The sequence below is a fragment of the Fimbriimonadia bacterium genome (genome assembly GCA_039961735.1).
Lineage (GTDB): Bacteria > Armatimonadota > Fimbriimonadia > Fimbriimonadales > JABRVX01 > JABRVX01.
Map to the genome: position 1 here is coordinate 152,687 of JABRVX010000010.1, position 17,844 is coordinate 170,530.

Below are 17,844 nucleotides of genomic sequence, written 5' to 3' on the forward strand. Positions count from 1 at the left end.
AGTCGGTCTACAGCACGATCAACTCGGTCTGACGAGGGGAGAGGAGTTCGGCACCCTGCTCGGTGACCACGAAGTTCTCTTCGAGCCCTACGCGCACCCGATTGGGGTGCTCCAAGCTCTGGTACACGCTCGGTTCCATCGTAAACACTTGCCCCACCTCGAGTGGCTGCGCGGTCCGACCCTCCTTCTTGGGCGCGATCATCGGCCCGATCTCGTGCACGACGAGCCCGATGGGGTGCCCCGTTGCGTTCGGATAGTCGGGATAGCCCTGCGACTGGACGTACTCCCGCACCACGCGGTCCACGTCGCCGGCGATCACACCCGGCTTCACCGCATCGAGGCCCATTTCGATGCCCGTGCGGCAGGTCTCGAACAGGCGCAGCATCCACTCCGGCGCGCTGTCTTCGGTCCGCTTCGTCACATAGGCGCAGCGCTGCAAATCCGCACCGTACCCCTGCACCTTTACCCCGAAATCTATGATGATGATGTGGCCGGGTTCGACGCGCACGGTTGGCGAGGGTGCGGCGTGCTCCCGGGTCTCGCCGCTGCTGACGATGGGGCAGAAGGTGGGGTTCCAACTCGGCGTCAGGCCCTCTTCGCGGGCGCGAGAGAGCAGTCGCGATGCGATCTCGCGCTCTGTGGTCCGGCCTGGCTGGATGTGCTTGGTGGACAGCGCTTCCATCATAAGCTCATGGCTCAGTCGTGCGGCCTCGCGCAGCGCCTCCACCTCCTCCGGCGACTTGGTGCATCGCAGTTCGGTGATGATGTCCACGCTCGAGCACGGCTCCGGCAGCCCGGCCTCTCGCAGTGCCTCGGCGATGGCGAGGTAGCGGTTGTGCGAGAGGCCATCGGCTAGCGCAGGCTCCGCCGAGTTCACCGCCACGCGGTGCGCCCCGAAAGACTTCGCTATGTCCGCGGCCGCCTTCGGAAGCGACTCGGAGGGGTGTCGCACCTCTTCGTACACGCCGGACTCCTTCAGCAGTGCCGCGTCTAGCACGGAGCCGAGGGCAATCGCTCGCACCCTATCGCCGTCCAATACGAAAACGCCGGCTGCCACGACCGCGCCGGAGAGCCCCAGCAGGTCGGCCATGGGGTCGGGTGCGAGCTCGCGGGTGAGCGTCAGCCAGCAGTCAATCTGGTGACGACGCATCAGTTCGGGCAGGCGGTTGCGCAACTTTTCGCGGAACAGGGTGCTCATGCGGCTACCATACCCAGTGGCTGCGCTGCGAGGCCTCCCTCTCCCCCGTGGATGGGGGAGAGTGTTGGGGTGAAGGGGCAGCTTCCTCTCTCGTCCCCATCCTCAGGGGGAGAGGGTGCAGCGACGATGAGTCGCCCTGCGATTTTGGCGAACGCTCTGCGAACTCCGCGTGAAAGCCCGGCCCGTTCGCCGAGAGGAGGCGTAGATGAAGGGCAGAACCTAGAACCATGCTGAAAACCCGCCTGCAACACCCCGAAATCTTGGCCGCGCTCGCGGGAGCCGGACACGGCATGAAGGTGCTCATCGCCGACCTCAACTACCCGTTCGCGATGGCCGCCCCGCCGAACGGGAAGCTGGTGTACCTGAACTTGTGCCCCGGGAAGCCCTCCGTGACCGAGGTGCTGGATCTGATTGCCGAAGCGGTGCCCATCGAGGCGCTGGAACACGTGGTCCCGCCGGACGGCAGCACGCCGCAAATCGTGAGCGAGTTTCGAGCTATCCTCGGCCCGGATGTGCCCTTCACGGCGCACGACCGCTTCGGGTTCTATGCCGCGGTGCGAGCGGCCATCGACTCGCACCAACTATGCCTAACGGTGGCCACGGGCGAGGAGCGCATCTACTCCAACGCCCTCGTTACCATCGGCTACATCCCACCGGGCTAGGGTACTGCGCGCGGTTCGAGTTCGGCCCGATCGCCGTTCATGGTGCATAATCCCCTTTTGAAAGATGAGTTGTGGCCGGGGTCGGGCGTGCCTCGAGTGTGGGCTTGTCGATATCGGCGTCGAAGCCGCGGGATTGCTCATCGAGGCTCGAGGGCAAAGCGGGAAGGCTTCGGCAGTCCGTCGCGATCCGGTGTTATCCGGACCGGCAGAAGGCATGCATCGTTCCTTGTCCGCCCCGACCGCCTCTGGATTACCCAGAACCGGCACGACGGACTATGCGAGCATGAAGCCAGAAGCTGCTCGCTACCATGGGAGACTGCTACGTTCGCGGCAAGCGGTAGCATGTTTCGGCAAACTCGGCATGACGGTTGGCGTCCAGGGCGATGGTGGTGCGATGGCGCACAGGAGTGCGTGTAGGGTGGCGGAGCACTGCCGCCATCGCGCCCCAAAAGCAAGGAGGAAAGCGTGATGAAGATTCGACTGGCGGTCGGGTTGGTAGCAATCGTGTTGTCACTGTCCTACCTCGCTGCGACGAGGCCCCCACAACAACTCACCCGTTTCGACTTCGAGGACGGGACGTTGCAGGGCTGGACGGCAGTCGTGGGCGACCTCGGAACGCAACCGGCGTCCACGGACAACGACCGCCACGGCGGTAACTTCAACAAGCGGGGCAAGTACTTCATCGGCACCTACGAGAGTAAGGGCGATGCCGCGACCGGCAGCCTCCAATCACCCACGTTCCGTATTCGGTCGCCGTGGATCACGCTATTAGTCGGTGGTGGCAACGACCCCGATCGCACCTATGTGGTGTTAGTGCGGGCGAGCGATGGCAAAGCGTTATTCCGTGAGACGGGACGGAACGCCGAGGGCATGATACGTAAGTACTGGGACGTCTCCGACTACATCGGTGATGACGTGTACTTCCTCGTGGTTGATACCGCTACAGGCGGCTGGGGCCACATCAATGTGGACGATCTCGGCGAGATGACGCCCGCCGAGATACGTGCGAGAGAGCAGGCGATTCGCAAAGCGGAGGCCGACCGCAAGGCCTGGTACGAATCCTTGATGAAGCCGTCGAACCGCCAGCCCTACCGCGGCGAGCACCTAGCGGACCTCTCCATGCCTATGGGTGGCATAGGGGCCGGGAACATAGTGCTGTGCGGAGATGGCAAGCTGCGAAAGTGGCAGATATTCAACAAGGTGAACGCGCGGTGCGTGGTGCCCGGGCAGATGTTTGCTATATGGACTCCCAGCCGAGCCGTAGTGCTCGCGAAGGAACCGGAGTATGGCCTTCCAGGGGTTGACGGCATCGAGTACTTCGGTGAGTTCCCTATTGCCGAGTTGCGCTACTCTGAAGCGAGGCTGCCCGTGCGGGTCGAACTTCAGGCCTTTTCGCCCTTCGTTCCTGCTAATCCGAAGGACTCCGGCTTGCCGTCCATCGTGTATGTGTTTCGCGTGCACAATCCGGGCAGGACGCAGACTGACGTTGCACTGATGGCCACCATGCAGAACGCGGTGAACTATGATGGAGTCGGTGCAATAGATGGTGTCCGATTCGCAGGGTATGGTGGGAATGTCAACGAGGTGGTGCGCGCAAGGGGACTTACCAAAGTGCACATGACACTCCCGACGCTATCGGAGCAGGCAGCGCAGTTCGGTTCGATGACCCTCAGCGTGTTGGACGGCTCGGCAGATGCGCGCGCCGCATGGACGGATCCGAATGGACTCTGGTCTCTGTTCTCATCGGGCAGGGCCGTGGCCGCTAAGCCGAAGTCTGAGCCGAGTGCCGCCGGCACTACCTACAATGGTGCTGTGGTGTCACGGTTCAGGCTGCTGCCCGGAGAGACTCGTGAGGTGCCTTTTATCGTCTCGTGGAGCTTTCCGAACCACTATGCCACCTACGATCGAAATCTGGCTCGGTACAGGCTGGGGCACATGTACTCCAAGTGGTTCCGAGACTCGCAGGCCGCTGCACAGTACGTCGCTTCCAACTTCCGCCGTCTGCGCTATGAGACGACGATGTTCCGCGACACCTTCTACGACTCCACACTTCCCTACTGGCTGGTGCGGCGGGTGTCGTCCCAGGCGAGCACGCTGACATCACAGAGTATCCTATGGTTGGAGGATGGTACCTTCGCGGCGTTCGAGGGCGCCGGATGCTGCCCGATGAACTGCACGCACGTGTTCAACTATGAGCAAACGATCGCGGCGTTGTTCCCACAGTTGGAGCGTATCATGCGGGAGACGGACCTGGGCGTGCAGATGATGGAGAGCGGTGCCGTCAGACACCGCACGGCCTTACCTCTCAACGCACCTAGAGCGCACGGGCCGTTCGTGGACGGACAGCTCGGCACCATCCTGAAAGCATACCGCGAACACCTGTACTCGAAGGACGACAGATGGCTTCGCACTTGGTGGCCCCGGATCAAGCAGGCGCTGGAGTTCGTGATACGCGATTGGGACCCGAACAAGGATGGTGTTCTGGTTAACGAGCAGTGGAACACCTATGACGCGGCCATGTACGGTCCTAACACTTTCATCGGCACGCTCTATCTGGCGGCACTGCGCTCGGGCGAGGAGATGGCACTGCTGACCGGAGACAGGCAGGCAGCTGAGTTGTATCGCGGACTCTACCTCAGCGGCTCGAAGCGCTTGGACGAGTCGCTATGGAACGGGGAGTTCTACGTGCATATACACGAGAAAAAGAACGAGATGCCTGCGTGGATGTTGGAGGATTGGCCCCAGCGGAATCCCGACGTGGACTTGCCCTATGGCCCCGGCTGCCATACGGATCAGCTACTCGGTCAGTGGTGGTCGGACATCCTATCGTTGGGTAGCTTGCTGCCACCTGCGAGGGTTAGTACAACGCTATCGTCTATCCTCAAGTACAACTGGCGCGATGACTTCGCGGAGGTACCACAGCAGAGGTACTTCGCGGGAGCGGGTGATAGGGGTCTGCTCTGCTGCACCTGGCCGAACGGTGGTCGTCCCCCTCGCGCTACTCTGTACAGCGACGAAGTGTGGACTGGCTTGGAGTACCAGATTGCCGGGATGCTGCTGAGACGTGGCAGGATCGAGGATGCCTACCGCATAGTGAAGGCGATTGACGAACGGTACGACGGCCGACGACGGCCACCTATCGAGCGCAGCCCATGGAACGAGATCGAGTGCGGGGACCACTACGCAAGAGCGATGAGCAGTTGGAGCGTGCTGACAGGAGCCCAAGGGCTGTTCTATGACGGGCCGAGAGGACTGGTCCGGTTCGTGCCGAACGTTTCGCCCGAGCGTCACAGGTCGTTCTTCGCGGGAGCGCAGGGGTGGGGAACTCTCGACCAGACCCGCGAAGGCCGCCGGCAGACCAACCTACTGCGCGTGAAGTACGGCAGCGTGCGCGTTACGCGCATCGAGCTGCGGACCCCCACTACTCCGAAGTCCTGCGTGGTACGACATAGTGGCAAGGTGCTCAAAGCGATTCTCGGCCGCACTCCAACCGACCTGGCATTAGTGACGCTGGAGCAACCTGTCAGCGTCCAGTCTGGGACGTTCCTGTCGGTGTCACTGGAATGGTAGTATGCCTCGGTTGCTGCTGTTGTGCGGTCGAACCGCCTGCAACAAGCTGCTATGCTAACATGTTTTCATCCGCCTTCGGATGGAGAGGGCCCTTCATTCCATGAGCCATCGCTGGTGGTGCCACGCGTTGGTAGGTGCAGGCCGGTGCCGAGGGTCGGTGTCGTCCGGAGCGCGATCGTGACCTCCATACCTTGTGAGGTACGCCCCAACGATTGGCCGATGCGGGTGCAGAGCGGCTAGCTAGGAGTACGCATCGGCGAACCGTCAGGACAGGCAAAGGCACTCCCTCACCACTGCGAGTGGTGAGGGATATCGAACGATTTCGAAAGCGCAACGCGTTACTACCACTCCACCACGCCCTGGAAGTCCGCAGGGACCCAGGCGAGGTCGAGGATGGTGTTCGTCGGGTTCTTCGTGTTGAACACCGCGCGGATGGGCATCCCGATCTCCGGCTCCCCCTCCTTCAGGTAGGACATCAGCTTCGTGCACACGCCCTCGATTTCCACCGATATGAGCGGGCACGGGGTGGAGAGACGGAAGTAGTAGCCGGGATAGAGCACTGTAGAGTGCGTGTACAGCACACCGCGTGGAGGCACCTCTTGCCACTCCATTCGCGTCCAGCAGTCCGGGCAGTAGGGGCGCGGTGGCAGCCACAGTCGATTCTCGCCACACTGCGCGGACGGGCAGCGTGTAGCCATCAGCTTGCCCTCGCGCAGGCCCTTATAGAACGGCGCGAGCCCGCCGTATGTATGGATGTGATCGTGGCCGCGTGGATTGCGGACCACCAGCGGGTCTTCGGTGAGAACTTCCAATCCCTTCTTCAACAGCTTTACACTCGGCATGTTAGGCCACCCTCTCCAGTATCGCGCAGGTCACATGGCTGCCAGTTCCGGCATGGCTGATCGCGCAACCGAGCTTCGGCAGCGGATCGAGCTGCAAGTTGCGCCATTTCTCGGGTTTCTTCTTGCCGTAGCGCGACCACATCTCATCGCGCTCGTGGAACTTCGCCCACTCGCCTCGCATCTGCCAGAAGATTTCTACCATCTGGAAGATGCCGGTAGCGCCTACGGCGTGCATCGTTCCGATTAGGCCACCACTCAAGTTGGTAGGTAGTTTTCCTTCATAGTACGCTTCGCCGCTCTCGATAAACTCTCGACCACGGCCATAGGGGCGCAGTCCGATGTCCTCGTACGTCTGAATGTCACTGATCGTGAAGGCATCGTGAGTTTCCAGAATGTCGAACTCCTCTACCGGGTTGGTGATTCCCGCCATATGGTAGGCGAGGTAAGCAGCCATGCGTGACGCCAAGAAGCTCGTGAAGCCGGGCCAGTCCTCCTTGCGGTCTGCGTACATTTCGGGCGTCTCGTTCGGCAGGAGTAGCACGGGCATGTCACGCCTGTCGGCCGTGCGCAGCGTGTGTGTGCCTCCTGCAATGGCCTTCAACCGTACCGGTTTGTCCGTGATCTTGAACGCCGTCTCCTCGTCCGCGAGTACCAGTGTGGCAGCGCCGGTGCTCATCACGCAGCACTCTAGGAACGACAACGGGTCGGATACAATGTCGTTCTCCAGGATTTCCTCGATGGTTAGGTCCATCGGGTTCTGTGAGAAGGGCGAGAACATGGCATATCCGTGGTTCTTCTGCGCGATCTTGGCCAGGGTCTCGCGGGGTACGTGGTGGGCATACAGGTACCTCTGCGCCATCAGTGCGTAATAGGTGGCATACATCCAACTCAGCTCGGACTCGAAGTTCTTGCACGCGGCCGAGGCGATGTAGGAGTTGCCGACCTTGGTCGGCACTTCGTCCATGCGTTCCCAGCCAACGACCGGCACGCAGCTAGCATAACCTGAGGATATTGCCATCGCCGCGGCAAGTACGCTGCTTCCCCCGGTTGCGCCGCCCGTTTTCACCTCGATGTTGCCGAGTGGGTCGAAGCCTAACGCATCATGCGCGCGTGCGGCAGCCAGGAGCTGGTCGCCGAAGTGGTCGGCGAACTGCGAGTAGACCACGAAGTTCACCATGTCGCGCAGTTCCTGCGGCGACACCTTCAGGTCGTTCTCTTCGAAGGCCATCTTGGTGGCCTCCACGATCAGCTCTTCTGTGCTCTTCTCAGAGTAGCGCTTCCGAAAGTCCGTGAGGCCGCCTGCAACGATGTACACCGGCCTTTCGAATCTCGGAATTCTCAAGTTCTCCTTGCCGAAACGGATCATCGTCGATTCCTTTCTTCTTGGGTCGGGCCGCATCACCCGCCAAAGCGCCCTCGCCGCGGCAGACGCGAGGGAGCACAAGAAACACTATTCTACTTGCGAACTCGCAGCCCTGCTCCTCTCGACGCTTGCTAGAAGCGCCCTTCCTTGTACCGCTCCAATAGCAGCTCCAGGCAGATGGCGCAGGACCAGTTGTACTCCGGCAGGCCCATGTGCGGGTCGTACCCGTCGCTCGGGTAGCACTCGTGGAGGTAGGGCGTCGTGCGGAAGATTTCCAACATCCGGCGCGCCGTCCGCTCGGCCTCGTCTCGGTACCCGTGCTCCCACAGCACCTCGATCATCCAGTACACGACGTGCGGCCAGATGCGGCCCCGCCAGTAGCTGTGGGGGTTGTATTCGGGATGGCTGTAGGCCAAACTGGGAAACGGGTAGTCGCCGAAAAACTCCCGCGGGTTGAGCATGTGCAACTCGATGATGCGCCGCTTCTCGTGCTCGGGCAGCGGCGTCCCGGCCCACAGCGGCAGAAATGCGAATGGGGTGAGGGCGCGCGTGAACGGCTCACCCGTATCCTCGTGTGTGTCCCAGAAAACGGCTTCGTCCACGAAGTAGAAGCGGTCCACCATGCGCGCAGCATGCTCGTCCGCCCTCCGCCGCCACTCCGCCGCTTCCTCCGGACGGTGCAGGGCCTGGGCGATGTTGCCGAGGAACCGCATTTTGGCGACCAGGAAGGCACTGAGGTCCACCGACTCCACCGAATGAACATCCACGTTCCCGGTCAGGTCGGTCGTTCCGCAAGGCGCGAACCGCGCGTCGTTGTCAGCCGACTGCGCCGCGTTCGACCACATCGGCAGACCGTTTTTCGACAGCCGGGGCCCGAACCAGTACTCTACGTTGCGCCGAAGCTTTGGGTAGACGCTTTCGAGGAAGCCACGGTCTGGTGCAGCTCGGTGGAGCATCCACGAGGCCCACGCGAGAAGCGGACTTTGCCCTTCGCCGTGCCGCGTCGTGTCCGTCAGCGTGAGCGGACCAGCGCCGTAGTCGGTCTGGTTGTCCAGCAGCGCCATGCACGACTCACGCGCAATCTCGGGAGCAAACTCGCGCAGCCCGAGCATCGCCACGGCGGTGTCCCAGTACCACTGCCCGACGATCTGGTACCGGGCGGCCAGAGTGATTCGTCTATCACCCCAGAAGCCCCCGCGGCCGCGGGTTACACTTCCCAGCAGTCCGGCGATGGCGTGTCTGCGTAGCCGTTCCATCGCGGGGTCGTCGCCGAGGGAGGCAGGCAACTCCGGTACGGCGCGATACAGTGCCTGGGTGCGCTCCCGCTCCGCTTCGACCATCCATGTCGTAGCCAGCAGTCTGGCCTCCTCCAGTTTGGCGGCAGCCTCTTCCTCGCGGAACCCGAAGGCAACGCAGTGGTCCAGTACTACGGGCTGATCCGGCGACAGGTGCCCTTCCCAAGCCTCGGTCTGCACCAACCAATAGCTCTGCGTACGGTCTCCCTTCTTCATACCCTTGTATCCAGGGTAGTCTGGCGGGCCGTAGAAGAAGTAGACCTCATAGTCGAAAGCGCACTTCGTCACTCCCTCGGCCTGCTCGATCAACGGCTCGGCGACCGGTTCGGTTGCGGGCGTGTACACGTGTGGAGGCCACGGGTGTCGGGGGAGGTGGGGAATCGGACGCCCCGGGTCCCAAGGGCTCTCGAACTCGATCCGCACCAATCCTGATCCTCGAAGCTCCAGCCGACAGAGCAGTGCGTCTTCGGCGACGAATGCCATGGTCGCACGGACCCTTACCGGTCCGAAATCGCACTCTTCCACGACAGCCCACGGGTAATAAGAGCGCTGTGGGAATCCCGCTGTCTGCTCGTTGCCATCGTGAGACACGTGCCAGCGCAGCACACCGGATCCCAGGACGTGCAGCCGATTGCCGATGATCGCGCCGACCGACTGCAGGCCGGAGAGATCGCGGAAAGGCCAAAACACGCCGAAGCGCGAATGGCGCCCGATCCAGTTGGCGCCGATGTTGGTGTAGGGGATAAGATTTAGGTCTAGGTCGTGCACGCCTGCTATTTCGGGCCGTTCCTTGGGCGGTCCTGCTCTTGACGGCCTAATAGCGGCGGGTACAATGATGGTGTTCTGCTAGGGGAGCCCGAAGCTTCCCGACCATCCGCGTGGTGGCCCTGGGGAGTGGAGGCTGAGATGCCGCTCGGCGGCAAACCCTTCGAACCTGAGACGGATAATACCGGCGGAGGAAAGCAGATGCTACTTCTCGAGCACCGAGTCTTTTCCCTACACCGCCCTGTCCGTCCCTGAACCACACGTTAGGGGGCGAATAGTGCGTATAAGAGCGTTTACGCTAATCGAGCTTCTGGTCGTGATCGCGATCATCGCGATTCTGGCGGCGATCCTCTTCCCTGTGTTCTCTCGCGCGAGGGAGAAATCCAAAGACTCGCAGTGCGTCTCCAACGCTCGGCAGATTGGCATCGCAGTCCGCATGTATGCGGACGACAATGCGGGTGTGTGGCCGATCTTCTATGCCTACGACCCCGATCCGCCCGGCTGGCAGCCAGGCCACAAGGGGGTCGAGATACTCATCTATCCGTATGTGAAGAGCAAGTATGTGTTCCTCTGTCCCATGGACCAAGGCACACCCATCATGCGACAAGAGGTTCCGTCCGCAAGGAACTACATGGAAGCATACGGCTCCAGCTATCAGTTTACTAGTTGCAGTTTCACCATCATCGAAGGAGAGTCCTTCATCAATCAATACGTGTTCGACTTCACCCGTATCGTCAAGGACTCTGCGTTCGTGGAGCCTGCGAGGACACGTATTATGCGTGACGTGGAGTTTCCGTGGTTCGACAAACCGCCTTACAACTTCCCACCGGAGTACTTCGCAGTGTGGCACCGCCTAGGTGGCACCTGCATCTTCGCCGATGGGCACGCCAAGTTCGTCACGAATTCCGGGGAGTTCGCCTCGTTCCTAGTATCTCCCGGTGGTTGGGTGACATCGGAACACTGGCTCGAGTGCTACTAATAGGAGGGCTTATGAGAACGTATCGCTGGACGTCTCGCGATGTGTGGATCCTTCTGGCGGTGTGCGTGCCGTTCGGCTTCGTGTATATCGCTTGGGACCACCTGTATGATGCCTTGCTGAAGGCGGGTTGGACCCTCGCTCCGACGAGCCTCATCAATGGAATGTGGATGATGGGTGGGTTTCTCGCCGCGGCGCTCATAAGGAAGCCCGGTGCATGCCTGATAGGAGAAGCGCTCTCCGCGCTCGTCGAGGTCGGCACGATTCACCTTGTCGGATCACAATATCCTATCAACGTGAGCGGAGAGGTGTACACGCAGATCGAGATGGGCGGCAAAACCATGGACGTGTTCAACGTGGTCTTCTTCGTAGGAGTGTTACAGGGTCTCGGCGGTGAGATCGCGTTGGCCATGTTTCGATACGATGCGTGGGACTATCCGCCATTTCTGTGGGGGGGAGTCGGTGCGGCCGTCATGGAGTGGTTTACCGGCATCTACGTGACACACTACTACGCTTTCGCCGGTACAGGTCAGATGTGGGCCACTCTCCTCACGTCCATAATCGCCATGTGCGCTGCAGCAGCACTCAGCTGCTGGATCGGGCAACGGGTGAAAGGAAGAGTTCCTCCAACGAAGGCAGCGGTGGAGACGACAAGATCACAGCAAGGGCAGGTGCGCGTATGACGACTAGGTGTCGAGGCTTTACCCTTATCGAGCTTCTGGTCGTGATCGCGATCATCGCGATTCTGGCGGCGATCCTCTTTCCCGTTTTCAGCAATGCCCGGCGGCAGGCGCGGGTCAGCCAGTGCGTGTCCAACGCGCGCCAGGTGGGCATGGCGGTCCGAATGTACGTGGATACGTACAGTGGTACCTGGCCCATCTTCTTCGCTTATAACAGCCAGCCGCCCGCGGGGCACCCCGACCACAAGGGAGTGGAGGTGCAGCTCTATCCATACGTGAAAGATAAGCGGGTGTTCGGGTGTGCCGAAGACAAGGGAGGGCCCTACCAGGAGCTGGACGTGCCGGGCACGAGGAGCTACCTCGACGCCTATGGCACCAGTTTCCGCTACACCAAATGCGTGTACACTACCATCGCCGGGTACAGTAGCTCGAACAACCGATTGCGCGACTACACCTACGTCTCGCGCGACTCGAGCTTTCAGTATCCCGCAAATACTCGCATCATGCGCGACGAGATGATGTCCTTCTTCTCGCGCAAGCACGATCCGGGTTGCGCGAAGTACGGCTATGATTGCGATCCGCCTTGGGACTACTTCCGCGAGTGGCATGCTACGGGAGGAACGCTGATCTTCGCCGATGGGCATGCCAAGTTCGTCACGACCCCGGCAGCTTTCGACGCTACGTTCGTAGACGCCGCGGGGCACGAGAGCGGCGCTCCGCACCCCGAGGAGGGAAGCTGGTACTGGGCCTGCGACTGAACTTCCAGCGCGAGGCGACCACGAATGCGGTCGCCTCGCGCTACAATCGCTCCATGACGGTCAGCCAGCGCCAAACGCTGTTCCATAACCTGAAATACTTTGACGGTTCCGGCTTCCGCCAAGGCGAGATAGCAGTTGACGCGGGACGAATTTTTGCAGTCGGTGGGGGGCTGCCACGATCCGACGTCATGCTCCAGGACCTTAGTGGGGCGTTCGTGTGTCCCGCATTCAACGACTGTCACTGTCACGTCTCGATGTTGGCGGAAAGTTTCAGTTTCGTGGACGTGAGTGCCTCGCGCTGCCCGACGGTCGCATCCGTGCTGGAGGCCATGCGCGAGCACGCCCACACACTGCCGAGCGGCCGATGGGTGACGGGGCACGGGTACCTGGCCTCGGCGGTCGTCGAGAATCGCTATCCCACCCTGGCCGAGATGGATGCCGCCGTGCCTGACAGACCCTCATACATCTGGCATGCCAGCAGGCACGGAATGATAGCCAACAGCCTGGCTCTCCGTGCAGGGAAGATCGATACGGACGCCGAGGACCCGCCCGGGGGAAAGATCGGGCGAGACGAGCAGGGCAGGCCGAACGGACTGTTGTTCGAGGATGCTGTCGGCCTGGTGCGGCGAGTGCAGCCCAAGATGGGTAAAGAGGATCTAGCGAACAACTTGGTGCTAGCAGCGCGGCACCTCAACGGCATGGGTATCACCGCGGCGACGGATGCTACTTCATTTCGCTTCGGCGTGGAAGAGGAGCTGTGGGCCTACCGCACGGCAGCCGAGCGTGGCATGTCTTTGCGGGTTCGTCTGACACCGCTGTACGATTTCCTTGCTATAGACGGTGCGGTGCCTAGCCGCGATGAGTGGAATCCGCTCCGTAGCCACCCAACACTCGCGATCGGTGGCGTCAAGCTGTTTGCGGATGGTGCCATAGGAACGCGCACCGCCGCCATCACCGGCGAGTATCTTTCGGGTGGCAACGGCATGTTGATCCATCCTCCGGAGGAGCTAGAAAAGGCAGTCTGGGATATCCACCTAGCAGGTAGGCAAGTAGTAGTACATGCCATCGGTGACCGGGCTATCGCCGCATGCATGATCGCTATCGAGAAGGCACTAACCTGTCGACCCCGTGCGGATCACAGACATCGCATCGAGCATTCCATGCTACTAACTCCGGAGCTAATACGTCGGTATGTCGCCTCCGGAGTGTGTGCGACGATGCAGCCGGAGTTCCTGCTGCGCTTTGCCGACGACTATGTGCAGGCCTTAGGTGAGAGAGCGATGCGAATCGAGCCGATGCGATCGCTGCTGGATGCGGGTGTGCCCGTCGGCTTCAGCTCGGACCTGACCATCGTGCCGGGCGATCCTGCCGATGGAATGCTTGCTGCGGTGCACAGGCGCTCGATGCGGGGCACGCAACTGGACCCTGCGGAGGCCCTATCACCTGCAGAAGCGCTCCGATGCTACACCAGAGGCTCTGCGCATCTCGGTTTCCAGGAGCATGTCATGGGTCGAATCGCTCCAGGGATGGTGGCGGACTTCGTGTTATACCAATCGGACCCGATAGAAGACCTCCGAAATGGCGTGCGTCCGAAACCTGTCGGTGTCATGTTTGGGGGAGAGCTGCTTTCAGCGTAACCCTCGGCGACCCCACTACCTGCTGAGCAGGCACGTCATCCCGTCATGCCGAGCCCGTCGAAGCATGGACTCTGGAGCGGTATGCCGCCACTGAGACTCGTGACGGTCGCGATGCGCCGGCATCTCGCGAGTGCCCTGCCTCTCCCGAGAGCAGACTGCTAACCTAGACGCCCGTCGGGGCAGTTCGGATCCACCTACCCGCTGCGCTTCAATCGCCCCGTGCGTTTGCAGTAGGTCTCGGCGACGCCGAACAGCCACATGCCGAGCGGCACCGCTACCACGCCCATCACGCCGAGAACCAGCAGGTCGTTCGCAAGGGCCGAGAAGCCCGCGCCCTCTACCAGCGAGGCCCGAATGCCGTGCAGCGTATAGGTGGCAGGAGAGAGGCGTGCGGCCCACTGCATCCACGTAGGCAGCACCTCGATTGGGTAGTACACCCCCGATATCAATAACATGATGCCCTCGATGGCGCCCGCTATCATCTGGCCCTTCTCGGGTGCCAGCAGCGGCAGGATCGCAACCAGAATACCGATGCCGACGAACGACACGGTGCCTACCAGCAAGACGCTCAGCGCGCCGATCCAATTCGCATGCTGGAACGCCAACGTGAACATGAGCACAACAATCAGCAGCGTGGCTCCCGTACGAGCGAGTGCGTATAGGATCGCATAAATGCACATGCCGAATAGGTGTGCAAAGCGTGGCACGGGTGCCATGAAGGTGTACTCGATGGTCCCTTCCCAGCGCTCCCAGCCCATGATCGCGCTCAGCTCCCAGAACAGCGTGGAAAGGTATCCCCATAGCAGTGTGCCGACAAGGAGGTAGATCGTGATACGTTGCTGCGCCTCCGCACCCTGCACCGTGCCCTGTGCTGTCAGCCCCGCGGCTAGATATCCTATGGCCAGCGTGCTGCACAGCGTGTACACCAGGAACATCGCCTCCCAGCCCCAGTACCGCTTTATCAGCATGAACTGTCGCTCGGTGAAGCTTAGTGCCGCACGCGTCGAAAGTATCGCAGGCGATGCCATCAGTATACTCTTCCTTCCTCAGAACGACTCCGTAGCGTAGGTGATCGCAGCGGGGAAGTGTTTGCAGAAGGCCTCGAAGGCCGCTTCGTCACGCACCTCGATATGTCCCGCACGCCGCAACAGCATCGCGTCGGGATCACCCATGAAACACTGCGCAAAGGTGCGCTGCGTCATGCCGACCGCACAATCTTCGGGCGCGCAAGGTACCACCTCTGACACCCCGTCGCGGATGTGGACCCGATACCCTCTCGGACCTTCGGCCCACTCCGGCTCCTCGACCCGCAGGGTGTAGTCCGCCGACACGCCCTCTCGGCACTGCAACCCCAACAACGCCCCGGCATTCACCACCCGTAGCATCGGTTGTCGCAAGATTGAAACTTCCAAGCAGGAATCGTACGGCTCGACTAACACCCAGTCATCGGCAGGTCCGTGCCACTCGACGCGCTCGATCTGCATGTCCAAGCGGCGAATCGAACCTAACAAGCCCCGGTGGGCCTCCGATGTTAGCGCAACCATTTCCGTCAGAGTCATCTTGCCTTCGCCCACCGGTGGTAGGCAATAGTACATGTAACCCTCTGGACCGCTCTCTCCATCGTAGACGAACATGTTGATGGGTCGGTTCCTCTCTCGTAGCAAGTGCTCCCACCTTCTCGGCGCACGCTCACAGGCACCCCGATAGCGAGAAGCGTACGTCCTTTGCAACCACATGATCGTGTCAGTCGCCTTCGGCTCGACCTGTCGAACCCGTCTCGCCTCTGCGTCGAGTCGTATTTCCCTGATAGGTAGCTCGAAGCGAAGGATGCGACCCACCAGCTCCCATCCGAGCTCGCGATAGAAGTCGAGGCTGAATGCCCACAACATACTGACAAGCATGCCGCGCTCCCTTGCGTGCGACACAGCGTGGTGCATCATCCTATGGGCGTGGCCGCGCCCTCGCGCGGCGGGTGCCACTGCGACACCCGCGATGCCACTCATGGGAAGCCGGTGAGCGTCGTACACCATGTCGAAGTGGATGGAGAGGTAGGTGCTATCTAAGCGCCCATCACCCTCCAGCACGAAGGTCTGCACACGGTCGTGCGATAGCTGGTCGAATGCTAACCGAGGCCCCCGCTCACCACGGTTGAAACAGAAATCCCAAAGCAGTTGCACCGCTTCGACGTGTTCTTCGCGAATGGGTTGAATGATCACGCAAGTCCTCCTGTACGACTCGGGAGCGGGATACTGGTTACCCCGCTCCCGAGAGCATCGGGCGCGTCCCCTGAGTTTCGCGATACCTGGCGCGGCTAAGCGCCATGAACAACCCGCGGTTCTCTCGCCCTGGCAGCACGAGGCGTGGGCTCGGTTCGAACCCGAGCTGCGCGTAAAGGCTCCTGGCTCGGTGGTTGTCCAGCGCGGGCTCGACAACCACGAGGTCCAGATTGGTGTTGTCGAACGTGTGGCGGATCAGCGCGCGCAGCGCATCGCCGCCGTAGCCCGAGCCCCAGTGGTCGGCATGGATCTTCAGTTCTAGAGTAGCGACTCCACCACTGGGCGGATGGCTGAAGCCTGACTCCCCGACGCGCAGGCCGCGCTTCGTTTCTACGATTCGGTGTCCGAGGTCTTCGGTGAACCCGTAGCGTGCGTTCTCGTTTCGCACCTCGTTACGGACCCACCATCGCCTTATTTCCTCCGTCGTAATGCCGAGGCCGAAGGGGTACCCCACGGACGCCATCGTGCGCCCATCGTTCCACAGGCTCTCGAGAAACGGCAGGTCCCGCTCCTCGGTACGACGGAGGTTCACGAGGTCTCCCTCGATCACGTCTCCTTGATGTTCCATTCTTCCTCCTCGAACTTCTTTCCGGTCAGGTCCATGAACACGTCTTCCATCGTGGCCGTGCCGTCGGTGCGCACGCGGGCCTTCAAGCCCTCGGCGGTGTCAATCGCGACCACTTTGCCTCGGCTCATGATGGCAATCTGCTCGCACAGGTCTTCTGCTTCCTTCATGTCGTGGGTGGTCAGCAGCACCGTGGTGCTGTGCTCCGCCCGCATCTCGGTCAGAAACGTCTGGACCTCTTTCTTCGACCGCGGGTCTAGGCCCGTCGTGGGCTCGTCTAGGAGCAGAACTTGCGGACGAGTGATGAATGCCCTCGCGATGGCCACCTTCTGCTGCTGGCCGCGCGAAAGGTGCATCACCGGCTTGTCCAGCCGGTCCATCTCGAAGCCGAGCCGCTTTAGCGCGTCCAGCGCACGGTTCTTCGACTCGATGATGTCCAGCCCGTACAGCCGTGCTCCGTGCAACAGGTTCTCGGCGGTGGAGAGCGATTTGAAGAAGCTCGCTTCCACCGACACGCGATTGATCATTCGGCGCACCTCGAGAGGCCGCCGCACGACGTCGACTCCGAACACTTCGAGCCGGCCCGCGTCAGGCAGCAGCAGCGTCGCGAGCATCCGGATCAACGTGGATTTCCCCGACCCGTTCGGCCCCAGTACCCCGAAGATGCCGCCCGGGCGCACCTCGAACGACACGTCGTCCACGGCCTTCTTGATCTTGCGCTTCTGCCCCACGTTGGGCAGGAATCGCCGCCAGTCTACGAGCCGCTCCTCGTCGCCCTCCCCTTCCATGAAGGTCTTGGTGACGTGGTCTACGCGGATCGCCACCGGCTCCGGGGGCGATGTTGCCTGGTCGTCGTTAGTCGGTTTGGTTAGCACGTCCACTTCTCTCTCCTCACGGCTCTTGGCCGTCTGCCGCGGAACACACAAAGGAAAACGCCACGGGTTTCCGGCTCCCGTGGCGTCGCTGCGTCCTGGTGGCTGTAAGCCCTACAACATTCTCCTCCCAGCAGACGCATTGACGCCCAGGAGCCCTGCGCTGTTAGCCAGCGCGAGGGACTGCAGATACAGACGGATGCGGTTGGTCACTCGATCTGCTCCTCCTGGTGAGATTGGGCCGGTCATCTCCCGAGCCGCATACACTATGGTCGGTTTTTAACGATGTGTCAATAGGCGGGCACCACAAAGTCCCGAAAAGGCCCAGGAAAGTGGGCTGGCACGCCCACCCGGCCTAACTGTGGGTAGGCAGGCATTCCCACGC

14 protein-coding genes and 1 riboswitch are annotated in these 17,844 nt (G+C 61.5%); of the genes, 6 read left to right on the top strand and 8 right to left on the bottom strand.

The window, feature by feature from the left end:
* Positions 1 to 7: 7 nt before the first annotated feature.
* Positions 8 to 1,198 carry an aminopeptidase P family protein gene (locus tag HRF45_04990; GenBank protein MEP0765884.1) on the bottom strand — a complete coding sequence of 397 codons (1,191 nt, stop codon included), beginning with the start codon at positions 1,196 to 1,198 and terminating at the stop codon, positions 8 to 10.
* 227 nt (positions 1,199 to 1,425) lie between these two features.
* Here HRF45_04990 and HRF45_04995 point away from each other — a divergent pair, with 227 nt between their 5' ends.
* Both HRF45_04995 and HRF45_05000 read left to right on the top strand, forming a co-directional pair.
* A complete protein-coding gene (locus tag HRF45_04995; GenBank protein ID MEP0765885.1) occupies positions 1,426 to 1,860 on the top strand; it encodes an RbsD or FucU transport in 435 nt (144 codons plus the stop codon).
* Between the two features lie 468 nt (positions 1,861 to 2,328).
* Positions 2,329 to 5,430, top strand: a complete 3,102-nt coding sequence (locus HRF45_05000) for a hypothetical protein (GenBank protein ID MEP0765886.1) — start codon at positions 2,329 to 2,331, stop codon at positions 5,428 to 5,430.
* A gap of 341 nt (positions 5,431 to 5,771) precedes the next feature.
* Here HRF45_05000 and HRF45_05005 read toward each other — a convergent pair whose 3' ends face one another.
* From HRF45_05005 to HRF45_05015, 3 genes are all read right to left on the bottom strand, one after another.
* A complete protein-coding gene (locus HRF45_05005; protein MEP0765887.1) occupies positions 5,772 to 6,272 on the bottom strand; it encodes an OB-fold domain-containing protein in 501 nt (166 codons plus the stop codon).
* A 1-nt stretch (position 6,273) separates the two neighbouring features.
* Complete coding sequence (locus HRF45_05010) at positions 6,274 to 7,638, bottom strand: thiolase domain-containing protein (protein MEP0765888.1); 1,365 nt, start codon at positions 7,636 to 7,638, stop codon at positions 6,274 to 6,276.
* A 128-nt stretch (positions 7,639 to 7,766) separates the two neighbouring features.
* The gene (locus tag HRF45_05015) at positions 7,767 to 9,698 is read right to left on the bottom strand and encodes a hypothetical protein (GenBank protein ID MEP0765889.1); all 1,932 of its coding nucleotides are present in this window, start codon (positions 9,696 to 9,698) and stop codon (positions 7,767 to 7,769) included.
* Between the two features lie 70 nt (positions 9,699 to 9,768).
* Positions 9,769 to 9,908, top strand: a riboswitch (TPP riboswitch).
* A gap of 64 nt (positions 9,909 to 9,972) precedes the next feature.
* Between HRF45_05015 and HRF45_05020 the strand changes: the two genes are divergently transcribed.
* Genes HRF45_05020 through HRF45_05035 form a run of 4 tightly spaced genes read left to right on the top strand, consistent with a single transcriptional unit; the run spans position 9,973 to position 13,746 of the window.
* On the top strand, positions 9,973 to 10,674 hold the full coding sequence (locus HRF45_05020; GenBank protein MEP0765890.1) for a prepilin-type N-terminal cleavage/methylation domain-containing protein: 702 nt from the start codon (positions 9,973 to 9,975) through the stop codon (positions 10,672 to 10,674).
* Between the two features lie 11 nt (positions 10,675 to 10,685).
* Positions 10,686 to 11,354 (top strand): ECF transporter S component, encoded by a 669-nt coding sequence (locus HRF45_05025; protein ID MEP0765891.1) that lies wholly within the window; start codon positions 10,686 to 10,688, stop codon positions 11,352 to 11,354.
* Positions 11,351 to 12,109, top strand: coding sequence for a prepilin-type N-terminal cleavage/methylation domain-containing protein (locus HRF45_05030; protein ID MEP0765892.1), 759 nt, complete (start codon positions 11,351 to 11,353; stop codon positions 12,107 to 12,109). Before HRF45_05025 ends, HRF45_05030 begins: the two co-directional genes overlap by 4 nt.
* Before the next feature lie 53 nt (positions 12,110 to 12,162).
* A complete protein-coding gene (locus HRF45_05035) occupies positions 12,163 to 13,746 on the top strand; it encodes an amidohydrolase (GenBank protein ID MEP0765893.1) in 1,584 nt (527 codons plus the stop codon).
* A 194-nt stretch (positions 13,747 to 13,940) separates the two neighbouring features.
* On the opposite strand, the gene HRF45_05040 is transcribed toward HRF45_05035, so the two are convergent.
* The 4 genes from HRF45_05040 to HRF45_05055 are packed head-to-tail and all read right to left on the bottom strand — an operon-like array spanning position 13,941 to position 17,375.
* Positions 13,941 to 14,774, bottom strand: coding sequence for an ABC transporter permease (locus tag HRF45_05040; GenBank protein ID MEP0765894.1), 834 nt, complete (start codon positions 14,772 to 14,774; stop codon positions 13,941 to 13,943).
* Positions 14,775 to 14,792: 18 nt separating this feature from the next.
* A complete protein-coding gene (locus HRF45_05045; GenBank protein MEP0765895.1) occupies positions 14,793 to 15,962 on the bottom strand; it encodes a GNAT family N-acetyltransferase in 1,170 nt (389 codons plus the stop codon).
* 37 nt (positions 15,963 to 15,999) lie between these two features.
* The gene (locus tag HRF45_05050; GenBank protein MEP0765896.1) at positions 16,000 to 16,590 is read right to left on the bottom strand and encodes a GNAT family N-acetyltransferase; all 591 of its coding nucleotides are present in this window, start codon (positions 16,588 to 16,590) and stop codon (positions 16,000 to 16,002) included.
* On the bottom strand, positions 16,569 to 17,375 hold the full coding sequence (locus HRF45_05055; protein MEP0765897.1) for an ABC transporter ATP-binding protein: 807 nt from the start codon (positions 17,373 to 17,375) through the stop codon (positions 16,569 to 16,571). The genes HRF45_05050 and HRF45_05055 overlap by 22 nt, the downstream gene beginning before the upstream one ends.
* Positions 17,376 to 17,844: the final 469 nt, after the last annotated feature.